General features: G+C 64.8%; 12 protein-coding genes and 1 pseudogene. 3 read left to right on the top strand and 10 right to left on the bottom strand.

Translation table 11 applies throughout. The features are described from left to right. Positions 1-104: 104 nt before the first annotated feature. Positions 105-361, top strand: a pseudogene (locus SGFS_RS09480) (glutamate--tRNA ligase); the annotation flags it as partial. Positions 362-386: 25 nt separating this feature from the next. On the opposite strand, the gene SGFS_RS51355 reads toward SGFS_RS09480, so the two are convergent. The 4 genes from SGFS_RS51355 to SGFS_RS09465 all read right to left on the bottom strand — a co-directional run bounded on the left by SGFS_RS51355 (position 387) and on the right by SGFS_RS09465 (position 4,408). Further along, positions 387-938, bottom strand: a complete 552-nt coding sequence (locus SGFS_RS51355) for an ATP-binding protein (protein WP_350283989.1) — start codon at positions 936-938, stop codon at positions 387-389. 186 nt (positions 939-1,124) lie between these two features. Further along, complete coding sequence (locus SGFS_RS09475; RefSeq protein ID WP_286249355.1) at positions 1,125-1,727, bottom strand: non-canonical purine NTP pyrophosphatase; 603 nt, start codon at positions 1,725-1,727, stop codon at positions 1,125-1,127. 240 nt (positions 1,728-1,967) lie between these two features. Continuing rightward, entirely contained in the window at positions 1,968-2,951 is a 984-nt protein-coding gene (locus SGFS_RS09470) for a phosphotransferase family protein (RefSeq protein WP_286249354.1), read from the bottom strand. A 548-nt stretch (positions 2,952-3,499) separates the two neighbouring features. Then, entirely contained in the window at positions 3,500-4,408 is a 909-nt protein-coding gene (locus tag SGFS_RS09465) for a hypothetical protein (protein ID WP_286249353.1), read from the bottom strand. Positions 4,409-5,161: 753 nt separating this feature from the next. Here SGFS_RS09465 and aspS point away from each other — a divergent pair. Beyond that, positions 5,162-6,484: an aspartate--tRNA(Asn) ligase gene (gene aspS / locus SGFS_RS09460; protein ID WP_286249352.1), complete on the top strand. Its 1,323-nt coding sequence runs from the start codon at positions 5,162-5,164 to the stop codon at positions 6,482-6,484. A gap of 57 nt (positions 6,485-6,541) precedes the next feature. Here the strand turns inward: aspS and SGFS_RS09455 are convergent, their stop codons facing one another. The 6 genes from SGFS_RS09455 to SGFS_RS09430 all read right to left on the bottom strand — a co-directional run bounded on the left by SGFS_RS09455 (position 6,542) and on the right by SGFS_RS09430 (position 12,724). Further along, entirely contained in the window at positions 6,542-7,327 is a 786-nt protein-coding gene (locus SGFS_RS09455; protein WP_286249351.1) for a hypothetical protein, read from the bottom strand. Positions 7,328-7,334: 7 nt separating this feature from the next. Further along, entirely contained in the window at positions 7,335-8,240 is a 906-nt protein-coding gene (locus tag SGFS_RS09450) for a radical SAM protein (protein WP_286249350.1), read from the bottom strand. Further along, complete coding sequence (locus tag SGFS_RS09445; protein ID WP_286249349.1) at positions 8,237-9,538, bottom strand: radical SAM protein; 1,302 nt, start codon at positions 9,536-9,538, stop codon at positions 8,237-8,239. Before SGFS_RS09445 ends, SGFS_RS09450 begins: the two co-directional genes overlap by 4 nt. Positions 9,539-9,543: 5 nt before the next feature. After that, on the bottom strand, positions 9,544-9,900 hold the full coding sequence (locus SGFS_RS09440; RefSeq protein ID WP_286249348.1) for a hypothetical protein: 357 nt from the start codon (positions 9,898-9,900) through the stop codon (positions 9,544-9,546). 510 nt (positions 9,901-10,410) lie between these two features. After that, on the bottom strand, positions 10,411-10,962 hold the full coding sequence (locus tag SGFS_RS09435) for a helix-turn-helix domain-containing protein (RefSeq protein WP_286249347.1): 552 nt from the start codon (positions 10,960-10,962) through the stop codon (positions 10,411-10,413). Positions 10,963-11,521: 559 nt separating this feature from the next. Beyond that, positions 11,522-12,724 carry a helix-turn-helix domain-containing protein gene (locus SGFS_RS09430; protein WP_286249346.1) on the bottom strand — a complete coding sequence of 401 codons (1,203 nt, stop codon included), beginning with the start codon at positions 12,722-12,724 and terminating at the stop codon, positions 11,522-11,524. A 173-nt stretch (positions 12,725-12,897) separates the two neighbouring features. Between SGFS_RS09430 and SGFS_RS09425 the strand changes: the two genes are divergently transcribed. Next, entirely contained in the window at positions 12,898-13,563 is a 666-nt protein-coding gene (locus SGFS_RS09425; RefSeq protein ID WP_286249345.1) for a YdcF family protein, read from the top strand. The last annotated feature ends 39 nt before the right edge of the window (positions 13,564-13,602 follow it).

Raw genomic sequence — 13,602 nt, 5'->3', positions numbered from 1 at the left:
CGCCCATAACGTCGGTAACACGACGGTGCGCCCGACGAGCGGCGGCGCGAGACGGTGTACTACCGACTCCATGCGAGCGTCCACCCTGATCGATGGCGTGCGATGAAGGCGATCCAGTGGCCCTCCTGACCACGGCCCGTGCCAAGTTGGGATGGCCGACTGGATCAGCCCCGAGTCCCTCAAGGAGCCGGTCCTGACCGCCGGCGAGGGGCACAGCCTGAAGCTGGGCAAGGCCCAAGCCCTGGTACGCGTCGCCGTACGGGCCGCACGGTCGGCCTCTCGCTCTTCGAGTCTCTAGAGGCTCGGCAAGGACCGCACCCTGGCCCGGATCGACGCGGCTCTCGAGGAGCTCGCTGGATGACCACTTCTGTCTGGTTCGAAGCAGCTCAAGCCGCTTGGTGCTCGACTCGTGTACATGGACTGGCGATTGGCGCGGGTTCCATAACGGCGGAGTGGGTGTCTACCGCGCGGTTGAAGGCCGCGTGGTCAGCAGGTGCTTCGGCGTGTGAGGGCATCCCGGTCTTGGTGTCCCTCACGGACGTGGGAACCGTCAGCTCGAACCAGGTCTTCTTCCCCGTCGCACAGGGGTGTGATCCCCACTCCGTTGCCAACGCTGCGACGAGGAAGAGACCGCGCCCATTCTCGTCCGCGGACCGAGCTTGAGACGGACGCACCGTAGTGGGGTCGACATCGGTGACTTCCACACGGAGCCGCTGTCCGGTCCACTGTACGGACACAATGCACGCGGCCCGCGTGTGCATGACCGAGTTCGCGACCAGTTCTCCGGTGAGCAACTTCAAGTCCTGGGCCAGCTCCTCGTTCAGGGCCAGCCCGAGCCGCCTTGCACGGCTCACAATTCTGTCTCGTGCAGCCGGCACCGCCTCGACCAGGGGCGGGACGGTAAACGCGTAGGGCGATTCTTCGAACGGGCGCGACATAGCTGGGACCTCTCGGTGGGCAGGGGCTAGTGTGTCAACGCGATCTCCCAAGTGACTGGATCGCTCGCCGACTTCACCAAGCAGCCCGGCAGAGCAACCGGGAAATCCAGTAAGAGCCCGGCAGGCGGCGGACGTCCACCATGGACCACAGGCTGCCTGGCTCCCTATCCCTGAAGTTATATCACCTCAGTAATGCCGCTGTGGCTGTGCCAGCCACTCGCCCAGGGCTGCGACGACCGAGCGCTTTCCCCACTCCGCGAACACACCGTTCTGCTCATCCTCCGGCAAAGCGGCCAGTGTCGCGGTGGCTCCTTTCGGCACGAAGATTGACCACAGGTCGGACCAGGATCGTGAACCGTGCCCACGATCGGGCGCCATCGCGATCGTTCCCGGCTCGCGGGTGTCGTCCGCAAAGGTATGCAACTCGCCGTCGGCGTCCGCGTAGACCGCGGCACTCGCGAAACGGCAGGTCCGCTTCTCGGTGAGGTCCGCGAGATGGGTGAATCCGGCGGGGCCGAAAGCCTCCAGAGCCTGTTTCACCATCGGTCCCGGCCAACCAGCGAACTCCTCAATGTAGAAGCCTGAATCCTCGACGAACAACGGCTGTCCGAGAATCGCGTAAGCCTGCCGGGCCTTGTGCTCCGCGATTTTCGCAACTGACGTGGTCTGGATCTCATGCAGCTCCAAAGCCACCTGTTCCACTTCAACACCCCAAGGCGCAAGATGCTCTTGGGCTGTACGATACTTCCCGCCATTCCCTGTGCACATCGCAACCGTGATACCCGGCATGAATCGAAGAACCCCTCTTCGGGAACAAAACTCGCGGAACCACGTGGCCGCAGGTCCCATATTCGGTTGCCGCGTGAGGCCATTTCAACAAGATCGGGCACCATCTGCTGCCATCAATCGTCCTCCGGGAGCACGTCGTCGGCCGTGTTCGGCATGGGCGGCAGCGGGATGGGCTCTGGTGCTGACTCGACCCCCGCTTTCGTCAGACGATTGGTGTGCCAGGTTGATCAGTTGGTTGGGTCATAGCAGCCACTTGCGCCGGGCCGCCAGCCATCGCAGCGTGACCTCTCCGCACCACGTCTGGTGCTGACGCAGGTACGGCGACCAATCGGCTGGGGGCTGTGAACCGGAGACCAGGAAGAAGCCCGAGAGCGCGGCCAGAGCGGCATCGAGTTGACCGTTGTCGACTCCGCGAGCTGTGGGGTGATTCCTGAACACAGTGGTGGCGTCGTGGCCATCAGCGTGTGCTGTGGCCAGGAGGAGTACGAGGTCGAACCAACTAGCTCCAAGGCAAGGCCAGTTCCAGTCGCAGATCCACGCACTGCCATTGGCGTCGACGAGGATGTTGTCCTGGCGGAGGTCGTGGTGGAGGACTGCGTCGCCAGCGACGGCTTGCCGCCACTGGGATTCCAGCTCGGCCAGGGGGGCCAGTCGGCCTGTCGGGACCCATGTGGGGAGGACCGCGGCGCTTGTGGCGCCGGCGGCGAGCAGCCGCCAGTCGTCGAAGTCACCATCTTCGCCGAGTGGTTTCAGACCGACCTGCTGGAATGCAGCGGGTGGCGTGGACAGTGCCTCGGCTGCGGTCGCGTATGCGTCGAGGCTGGCTGAGAGCTCTTCGGTCCTCCACGGCGAGCTGGGCATACGGCCGCTTTCGATGGCGTCGAACCCGAGGATCACCCATCCATCCAGTTCCTCACTCCATCGGTGTTGAGGCGCTGGTACCGCCTGGGGCAGGGCCTGGTTGACCTCGGCTTCTCGCCGGTAGCAGTCGGCGATGTGTGCAAAGTCTGCGCTGTTGACGGCTTTGACGAACTGGGTGCCGCCCGTTCCGGTGATCACGCTGGCGAAGCCTTGGGTGAAGCCGCTTCCGGCACTCGGTCGGGCGGCCACGCTGCCCCCGAGTCGTCGGGCGATGAGTTCGCGGACACGCTGGGGCAGGTCGTTCCACTGGGGGCGTACGGCAGTGGAGTGGTACGGCGGCCTCGGGGTGATGACGATCGGCATTCCGCAAGCGTGAGGCCAACGGCCACGTGGCCGCCAGCGAGATTCACCATGCCGTCTCGGCCTCACAAGGCGACGGCGAAGCGTGTGGAGGGTCGGCGGCCGGTCTTCTACACGCTGGCCTCCAGAGGTGTGATTGCCCAGCATCGGGATGTATGCCGAGGCCAGCCCGGTGTCGAACGCCGGCGACTACCAGGCCCGGCGCGGCAGCATCTGCTACCGGCCCCGGTCGAGTCGGTAGGCGTTCGTTCACACCCTGAATGCCTACGGCCTGGCCACGAACCGTCTCGTGCCTGGGCTCCTTGAGCAACGTCAAGAGGCCGACGGCACCGTGGCGGTGCCCGAGGTTCTGCGGGAGTGGATCCTGGGCGGTTTCCTGGCAGCGCCGTCCCGCATCGTTGAGCCAGAAGCATCCTGACGCAGGTCGTGGTGAAGCCCTGCCCTCCGGCTACGGGGAGGCCGGAGGGCAGGGCAGCTCTTCACCAGGGCCGGCTACGGCAGGCCTGGGTGTGGCTACTGGGAGAGTTCGCCCAGGTGCTCGTGCGTCGTCGTCAGAGCCCTGGGCGTTTGGTCGGCGGAGCGAGATCCAGGATCTCTGCCCGAAGCTGCCCGCAGGCAGCGGCCGTCTCCCTGCCGGCAGACAGGTGGTGGGACACCGTCCAACCGGTCAAATCTCTGGAGAGTGCGGCGATGAATTCCTCTTCCCTCGAGCTTGGGAGCAGCGGGCTGCCGTGCACGGGATTGAAGCTGGAGAGCCTCAGTATGAGAAAGCCTCCGGCGTAGGGAGCGAGCAGCTCGGTCAGCGCCGCTTCGTCATCGGGCCGTGTGTTGTGCTCGCAGAGAACGTAGTTCAGCACCACCGGGCGCAGTTCAGCAACAGCTGCCCACAGCGGCAAGACGGTTGAAGGATCGTCCGCGCGGGGGATGACCACCCTGCGCTGAGCGGCGTTGGCGCCGTGCAGCGAGAACATGAGGCGATCCGGGAGCCAGGCCTTGGGCTTCAGGAGATTTCGCACCCAAGCCTGCGGGGCGATGCTGGTTACCTTCACCTGCCGAGCCATTCCCTGGTCGACGATCGTTTTCGCGGCGGTGGTGACGTGGTTCCAGTTGGCGGCAGCGTCACCGACTCCGGCGAAGTCGACCCAGATGAGGGGGCCTTGCTGGGTACCTACCTGTTGCTCCAGCTGTCCTACTGCAGAGGTAATCTCTTCCGCGTGCAGATTTCGAACAAAAGGAGTCCGCGCGAAGGTGGTGGCGCAATGCGCGCAGCCATACCTGCAACCCGCCTGGGCCGACATGCACACCGAATAGGCTTGGTGCTCTCCCTCCCAGAGTTGCACGGCTTCGAAGGTAGCCATGTCTGACGTTTTGAAGACGTGCTTGATGCTGCGGTCGGGTGCTTTCGATGGCAGAGTTGAGACGACCTCGACCGAAATTCCGGGCGTGGATATTCCTTCCATCGAAGGAGTTCCTTTCCAGGAGTTACTCGTGCAGGGTCGGTGGGAAACGGGACGATAGCTCGTGACTGGTGTTCACGTGCGTCGATTGCTCGTGAATGCATGGACTCTCTATCGCGAAAGCAGGCGACGAAAATTCTTCTATTTTTTGGGTGGGCCAAATCGATGCGAGGACCTGGCCAAAGCAGCGTAAAACACGATCGCGTCGACCAAAAATCACCGCCGTGATATCACCCAAGAAATACGGTGGTGAAAGGGAGGTGAATCCTCTCGCGCAGTCGGGCTCTGCGGAGAGAGAGCGTGGCCTGCCGGGTATCTCGTTGAGGGCGTCCGGATCTGATACGTGACGAGGGCTTGGGGCAGGGGACTCTGAAGATCTGGATGGCGGTTGACCGTCATTACGGCCGCACGCTGCTCCGACAGGCCGCTCGTTGACGCGATCTTGCTGTCGCATCCCTGCCCGCCCCGCTATGCTCAACAGCAACGCGTTGAAGGAGACGAGTAGCCGCGGGATCACGCGAGGAGAGAGAGCCGCCGGTAGCTGGGAAGGCGGTCTTGCGTCCCAAAGTGAAGACCCTCCTGAGCGCGGGGAGGAACGGCCTCGTTGAAGGCCCAATGCCCCGCCGGCCGGCCCCCGTCATCGGGCATGAATGAGGCCGTGGCTCTCTGAGCTGCGGTAAAGGCGCGGTGGCACCGCGAGTACCCTTCTCGTCCGCGCCCCCAAGGGATCATGACGACGCCCTTTGGAGGGCTGCGATGATCCACATGACTAGCCGTGTACTGGTGTCTGGCCTGCGAGAACATGTCGGGCAGACCGTTTCTGTGTCGGGCTGGGTGAACACGCTCCGCCTGCAGCGCAAGATGCAGTTCGTCGTCGTACGTGACCACACCGGCATGGTGCAGGTCACTCACAAACGCGGCGGCGAAGGCGACGAGGTTGAGACCGCGCTGGAGGGGCTGACGCCGGAGTCCGCAGTCCGGATCACCGGTCGCGTGGTCGACAATCCGATCGTGAAGCTCGGTGGCCTGGAGATCATCCCGGAATCGGTCGAGGTACTGAACCGGGCAGAGACTCCGCTACCCATCGACGAGCAGACCGGACTCGAACACCGCCTGGACTGGCGGTTCCTCGACGTGCGGCGCCGGCCCCAGGCGCAGCTGCTGTTCGCTGTGCAGACCACACTCGAGCAAGGGATGCGGGAGTACGCGTACGGGCAGGGGTGCACGGAGATGCACACCCCGAAGCTGATGGGCACCGCCTCGGAGTCAGGCGCTGAGGTGTTCAAGCTCGGCTACTTCGACCGCTCCGCCTACCTGGCTCAGTCGCCGCAGTTCTTCAAGCAGATGGCGATCTCGGCGGGTGTCGACAAGGTCTTCGAGATCGGGCCCGTCTTCCGCGCTGAGCCGTCGTTCACCTCCCGGCATGCCACCGAATTCACTGGTGTGGACGTGGAGTTGGCGTGGATCGACGGAGTCGAGGACGTGATGGCGTTCGAGGAGCAGATGCTCGCACATGCCATCGCCAAGGTCGCCGACGCACACGGTGAGGCGATCCAGGAGACGTTCGGTGTCGAAGTGACGGTACCGACGACGCCGTTCCCGCGGCTCACGATGGCCGAGACGCAGGAGGTCCTGCGGGCCAAGGGATGGGACCCGGTCGGCGTGAAAGAGGACCTGGACCCAGAGGGCGAGCGTGGGATCGCCTCGTACATCAAGGAACAGACAGGGCATGAGTGGGTGTTCGTCACCCACTATCCGACGAGCATCCGGCCCTTCTACCACATGCGGCCGACGGACGACCCGGGTGTGACGCTCAGCTTCGACCTGCTGTGGAAGGGGCTGGAGGTCACCACCGGTGCGCAGCGTGAGCACCGCTACGACGTGCTCTTGAAACAGGCTGCGGAGAAGGGGATGAGCACCGAGCCGATGCAGGACTACCTGAACGCCTTCCGGTACGGATGCCCGCCGCACGGCGGTCTGGGCATGGGGCTCGGGCGGGTCCTGATGGTGATGCTCGGCCTCGACTCGATTCGGGAGGCCACGTTCCTGTTCCGTGGCCCGAACCGGCTCACCCCGTAGTCACGCCAAGAGCCGGGGCCGCTGCACCCTTTGGAGGGTGCAGCGGCCCCGGCCTGGTCAGTAGCGAACGTGTCGCAGATCGAGCTTCCACGCCTCGTCGGGGTGCTGGTCCCAGTAGGCGCGGAGTGCCAATTCACGTTCGGCGAAGCGGCCTTGGTGGCACAGGCCGCCGTGGGAGAGGGTGACGCTCATCGCGAGCGAGGAATCGGTGGTCACCCAGTGCGGGGTCAGGGCGTGGCTCCACAGTCGGTCACCGGGCCCCATCCGTAAGGACTCGCGGTCAGCCGGGTCGTGTTCGGGCGGATCCTCTGCGGTGGTCTCGCCCACCACAGCGGCCTCGGCCGTGAGGTGCTTGTCGGGGTTCCTGTAGCTGTGGAAGGTCTTCGTGCCCTCGACCTGCCACACGAGCCCGTGCGAGTTGTCGTTGTGATACGTCGATGAGGCACCGCCCGTGGAGATGAACAGCAGGGGCGCGCACCGTTGCCACGTGAACCCCCAGCTCGACAGCCGGGTTCGCCAGGGGACCATGACCTGCTCTTGGAATCCGCTGAGGAGTCCGTCGTAGAAGCGGGTGAGGTTGAAGTGGACGAGGCGGAACGTCCACGTGGCCACTTCTTCGACCGGGGCTGTGCGGAAGGCCGACGTACGGTCCATGCGTACGGACCAGTCCTCGTCTCCGAGGATGGTGAAGCGCACTTCCTCGTCCCGCCGGACGGCGTCGAGGACGTGAAGGGCGGGCGGAAAGCTGAAGCCGGTGGGGGTGAGGATGTTACTGACGCGCCTGTTGGGAGGGATCCGCCACTGTTCGATGAACTCTTCTGGTGTGGTGACTGGGGTCGTCATCGTCCACTCACGGGGTGTCGTCGGCGCGGCAGATGGCCGCGCACTCTGGGGTGGTCCGGTCCTGCGGTTCGGCCTGGAGAAAGCGACTGATCTCCGCGCGGGGCGCGCGGACGCTCACCCCCGTTTTGCCGTAGGGGCAGCGGCGGATCTCGCCGCTTGCGGACACGTACAGCGTCGCGGACGCGCAGGATGGCCGTCGCTCGGGGTACAGGTGCATGGCTCGCAGCGCGGTGAGGTACTCCTGGAACCGCGGGGTGAGCTGGAAGTAGCGTCCGAGAAGGTCGGCGTCCTCGCGCTGCTGGGCCAGGTAGTTGTAGAAGGTGAAGCCGGCGCGCTGTCGTGCCGTGTCGTCGAGTGCCACCGGGCTGAGCTGGATCTGGACTCCTGACTTGTGGATGCGCTCGTAGACGTCGTGGCACTCCTGGGCTGTGAGTTTCCAGTACGTGAGGTGGAGAACTCTCTCTGCCGGGGGGACCTGCTCGAGGGTCGTGATTGCCGACGCCACGGACCGGGTGGTGCGCCCGAGTGCCATGGCACCGGCCGAGTCGGCGGACACGGTGACGTTCGCGAGCAGGCGCGCGATGTCGGCCAACCGGTCGACGTCGTCGGGGTCTCGGGCCGAGGTGACTGTCGACACGGGAATCCCGAACTGGTGGGCGAGCCGTACGAGCTGGCGGAGTTGGGGGTGGTGAGCGGGTTCGCCGCCGGTCAGGCAGATCGCCTCGACGCCGGTCTCCCTCAGCCGGGACAGTGCCCGGGTGTAGGTGGCGATGTCGAGGAAGCCGTGGGCCCGGTCGGCTCGGAAGCAGAATCCGCAGGCGATCTTGCAGTGGCCAGCGGTGCTGATGAGTGCGGAGCGGAACCGCTGCCGGGTTAACGCGGGCGGGCGCTCGGGCTGGGTAACGGTGTTCACTGCACCCCCGTGCTGTCCCATACGGCGATCTCCACGGTGCTCGCGTAGAAGTCGCACATCTGCGGGTCCGGCCGGTCTCCGCGGATGAGGAGTTGTTCGTTGCGTGAGGGCCCCCCGCAGATCGCGAGGGCAGGGCACTGACCGCATTCGGGGATCGGGGCGACGTTCTTCGCGATGCCGCCCAGCAGGTTCGGGTCCGCTCGCAACTCGTCGAGCGTGTGAAGGAAGGTGGGTGCGGTGAAGTTGATGTCGCAGAGGCTGACCCGGTTGCCGGGTAGTAGGGCGACGTTCAGGGTCCGGTCGCTCTGGATGTGGTCGAAGAGCATGGGGCGGCGCCGGTCGAGGGCCTGGAATGCCCGGTCGAGGACGGAGAACATCATCCCGCCGCGCCCGAGGGCGACGAGGCGTGCTTGGTACAGCTCCTTGGCCAGCTCCCTGCCCTCGACCGTCCAGCGTCCGCTGGTGGGTATCGGGGTGTTGGCGTAGATGAACTTCAACCCGAGGTCGTCGATGATCCAGCTGACGGTTTCGGCGAGGCGGCCGATGTTCGCGGTTGTGGGGGTGAGGTTGCATCCCACGTGGATGGCGCCTGCGTCGAGGAGCCTGCGGACGTTGCGTCGGATCCGGTCGTCGGCCGCCTGCCCGCCCAGGAGCCGGCGGTTCTCGGAGTTGATGGCGGGCGGTCCGTCGATGGAGATTCCGACGCCGTACTCGTAGCGGGCGAAGTGGTCGATCATGGCGTCGGTGATGCGGGCCCCGTTGGTGACGACCGTTCGGCGGACCTGCTTGACGTCGTACTGCGCGGCGAGGGAGTCCGCGAGGGTGTCCCCGTACTGCATCAGGTCGAACCGGGTCGTCGGTTCGCCACCGAACCACTGGATGGCCACCTCGTCGTGGCCGGCGTTCGTCTCGAAGAGGTAGGTCAGGCCGTCGGAGATTTCTTGCTCGGTCATGTCCGGCTTGCCGGTGTTGGTTTCGACGAAGCAGTAGCTGCACTTCATGTTGCAGGCGTCGGTGAGGACGACGCGCAGGCCGCTGATCCGTACGGGGACGGGATCCAGGTCGAGTTGGTGGAGCCGGTTGCGGAGTGCTTCACGCTGATCAGCGCGAGGGCTGTCCTGCGTGAAGCCGAGCTCGGCGAGAGCTTTGTGGGTCGCGGTCGGGGGAACCGCGGAGAGGTCGGTGACCTCCCCGCGGTCGAGGTACACGCTGTCCAGCGTGACCGGGTCGAGGAGGGCGCCCTCGCCGTCCCGGACGTACTGGATGTACTTCCCCCACAGGAGCTGTGAGGTGACCACCTGTGTTACGCGGCTTCCTCTTCGAGGATGCCGCGCTCGGCCATCACCTTGCGGACGAGCTCCTCGCCGGCGGCCTGCAGCTGCGCTGAGGCCTCCGGTGAGCCGCCGTCGGCGAGGACGATCACGCCAGGGAGCGTCGGGTTCGGGGCGATGACCGTGATGCCGGCGGGGTCGGTGGTGACCACCATGATGGCGTTCTCGACCGGGACCCAGTCCGCCTGATCCTTCACCGCTTCCAGGATCTCGGCCTGCTTGGCCTGGAAGGCGTCACGCTCGCCCATCCAGACTCCGGCCTTCTGCTTGGAATCGACGACGTCGGCGTAGAGCAGGTGATCGTTCTTGTTTCGTCGTGGTGTCGGCATGGCACTCATCTCCTGTCGCTGGCGCGGCGCATTCGGATCTGACGTAGTGCTGTGCGGGCCTGGAGTTCGGGCCCTTGACGAGGGTGCTCCGGATTTGTGGGGCGAGCACATCTCAGGGGTGATATCACGGCGGTGATATTCGCGGGATCACGTGAGTACGCTAAGTTGCAATCCTTCGCCGCTGACACGCACTCCCCGCGCTCTATCCAGTCGTCCGGGGCGCCCGACCAGGTCCCTCACACGGGGTTTGCAAGGTACCGATGCCTGGCTCGGCGAGCCGTAAGACGGTGCCAACTGACAGACGGGCTTATCGACTATCTTCGCCGATCTCTTTTGAAACCTCGGGTACCGGGCGAAATAGTCAACTGCGCCACCTTCCGACGGGCGTGGCCACATAAGTGACCTAAAAGCCCTTCTTTCCTTCTGCGTGAACAGCATCATCTCGATGTTGCTGGGAGTGGTCTACCCGGCCGAGCGTCACGCTGGCCATTCCGCTTTCTTCCCTGTGAGTTATGGGCCGCACGGTCGGCCTTCCACTGCCGACGGTTGGAGCATGGGACCGGTGAGTTCCGCCGGAGTATTGAGTCCTGCAAGTAGTTCGACGATCTTGTCGATGTTGGTAAGTCTTCGTACCCCTGACTCCAGCATGGACAGGAAGGCTTGACTCAGACCCGTGAGCTCCGCCATGTCACTCTGGCGTAGTGAGCTGCCGATTCGCACAAGGTGACACACTCGGCCAAAATCACGGGCCCAGAGAGCTTCCCGGACGTCCACTCGCTTCCAAACCTCTGGTACCACCTGGGGCGGTGGCGAAGGGGTAGCTGATACGTGTCGCGAACAAGCGCCGCAGTACGGTTCGTTGTTGTATCGGCTCAGAGGTCGTCGACACCATCGACACAGGCGCCCATGCCGCTCAGCGGTGTCCGTGGCGGATGAAGGCGAAGGGCTGCTCTCCTGGCCCCTCGTCTCGACCGTCGTTGCGCCTGTGCGTATCGGGATCCTGTGGGTGTCCTCGTCAACTGCTAAGGCGAGCGGAAAACGATGGCCGGCATCATTCGACATCGGGGGCGCCAGTCTGTGACGGGAAGTCGAGCTCTGCCCACGCCGATATGCTGATACTGAAGGAGTCGTTCATCTTCCACCGGTCGGCCAGTGCGTCTATGAGCCTTAGCCGGGGATCTCTGTCTGGCTCCGAGGAACTTTCCGTCAACTGGCGGAATTCGTGGACTGTGTCCGACACCTCGATTCGCAGGCCACTTCGTACTCGCAGATACCGTGTCTCGATCTCTGCGCCCGGGTGCACATTACCGTGACGTATCGCGTCGGTTAAGATCTCCGAGAGAACGAGGACAGCTGAGTCCTCAATACTTGAGAGGCCCCAACCGCCAAGCACTTTACGGAGTTCGCGACGCGCAAGGCCGACGCAGCGCGGATGGCGACTCCAGCGGAGCACCACCGCACTGCTGCTCTTGGGACCGACGCCATCATCCGGCCGATAGATCACAGGCACTCCGATGCCTCCCCGTACAAGTGGCTTGGTCGCAACGACCGTAGGAGCCGATGGGGAGGCGGACCCGGAGGAATTTTCCGGGTCTGCCAACGAACCTCTTCTATAGCGCCGCTACCTGATGGCGCCGAGCCGCATGGCCAGGTCCTGGACATCCTGACGGCGGGATCGCTTGTGGAGCCGACGAGCTAGGTCCCGAGCGAACTCGTGTGCCTTGATCTGCTCGGGAGCGGTTCGGTAGGCGCGCTTGAGATGGTCTATCGCCTCATCTGTCCGCCCTGCCTCAGCATAGGCACGAGCAACATCCAGTCGCGCCCGCCCCCGTCGTTCTACCGGCAGTCCTGCCGCTCTGACTCTCGGCGCTACGTCCACGGCCAGTTGGACGTCCTCGAATTCCAGGGCGAGCGCCAGCCGGTGGATCTCTACGTTGCCGGGCCCGAAGGAGGTCCACATCGCGTTGGAGTCGCCGCCGAGCAGGTGCGCTGCTTCTTGGGCTTTACCCATCATGTGATCTGCCAGCGCCCGGTTCCGCATCCGGGCTGCTGCGACGGCTCCGTTGAGGAACAGGGTCCCGTACAGGGAGAGAGAAGCCGGTGTGGAGCGCCACCAACCGGGTTCGAGGTCGTCTGCCGCGTCGAGGGTGACGTTCACCGCCTCTGCCGGCATGCCGGCGCCGAGTTGAACATGCGCGACCCCTCGGCGCAGAGCGAGCATTGTGGCGGGGTCTTCGGACTCTGCGGCCGCCATGTCGCCTTGGTCTACAGCGGTCCAGGCCAGGTTGGTCTCACCCACCTTTCGTAGAAGAACCGCTGCCACGTGGCAGGTCAGTGCGAACAATCGGAGTGCTTCGACGTGTTCGGCGCCAGCCGTGCGCTCCTGTGTTGCCAGCCGGGCGTCCGCGAGTAGCCCGGGCAAGCACTCTCCAAGGCGCGCGAACTGGCAATCCTGAAAGAGCCGCCAGGCTTCGTCGACTGCGAACGAGAGACGTTCGAGGCGCACGGTTTCACGGCCGTCGTACAGCGAGCCCGCCAGCCGTCGCGACTGCATGAGCGCGGTGCGAATCGCCGGGATGCTGGCCGCGTGACGACCGCGGTCGTCCAAGAGCGTCGGCGTGCCCTGAAGGTCCTCAACGTGCACTCGCAGAGCGTGTGCCAGGTCCGCGAGCATCTTCACGTTATTCACCGGTATGCGTTCGGACTCGATCCGGTACACCCAGTCCTCAGAGCGTCCCAGAAGATCGCCGAGCTGCCTTTGGCTCAGACCTCGGCGTTTCCGGTAAAACCGGACTCGCTTGCCGAACGGAAGATGGTCGGTCATTCCCCGCATTGGCGTGCTCCCCTCAGCCTGCTCGATCGAGTTTCACACGGCGTGAGCGCGCGGGAACAGGAGAACCATCATCTGACGGCGCGTGTGATCTGGAACGTAGGCTGATCCCATCGGAGGGCAACGGCGGGGTGCAGGTCCTCGGCGAACATGGAGGGCGAGAGCAAGTGATCTCAACGCAGGCATGGGCGGATGCCCGGCGGCTGTGGGACTTCCAGCAGATGGGTCACGAGCTGCGACCTTGCTCCGTGGCGATCGGACTCGGCAGCCATGACCTCGGAGTGGCCGACACCACCGCAGACCTCTACCACCGTGGCATGGCGCCGCTCATCGTCTTCACCGGAGCGACCAGCCGTACGACGCGTGAGCGGATGCCCCGAGGTGAGGCCGAACACTATCGGGACCGTGCGGTGGCGCTCGGGGTGCCTGAGAGCGCCATCATCGTCGAGCCGAAGGCCCGGAACACGGGCCAGAACATCCGTTTCTCCCGCGCTCTGCTCGAAGCACAGCGTGTTCCCGTCTCGTCAGTCCTGCTGGTCAGCAAGCCGTACGAGGAGCGACGGGCCTACGCGACGGCGCGAAAGCTCTGGCCGGATGTCGAGTGGGTGAGCGCCTCCACGCCCATGGCGCTCTCCGAGTACGTCGATTCGATCCAGGATGCCCGTCTGGTCATCGACATGCTGGTGGGGGCCCAGCAGCGGCTCATGGTGTACCCGCAACAAGGGTTCATGATCGAGCAGGAGATTCCCGACGACGTGGCGGCGGCTTTCGAACGGTTGTGTAGCGACGGCTTCACGAGCCGACTCGTACCGGAAGAGGCGGAGCGGGCCTGAGTGTCGGTCCACCCCGCCTCAGATGGGTCCGCACCTGGC

This window comes from Streptomyces graminofaciens (assembly GCF_030294945.1).
GTDB classification, from domain to species: Bacteria; Actinomycetota; Actinomycetes; order Streptomycetales; family Streptomycetaceae; genus Streptomyces; species Streptomyces graminofaciens.
The sequence above is the reverse complement of the archived record's forward strand: the minus strand, read 5'-3'. Positions and strand labels throughout refer to the sequence as shown.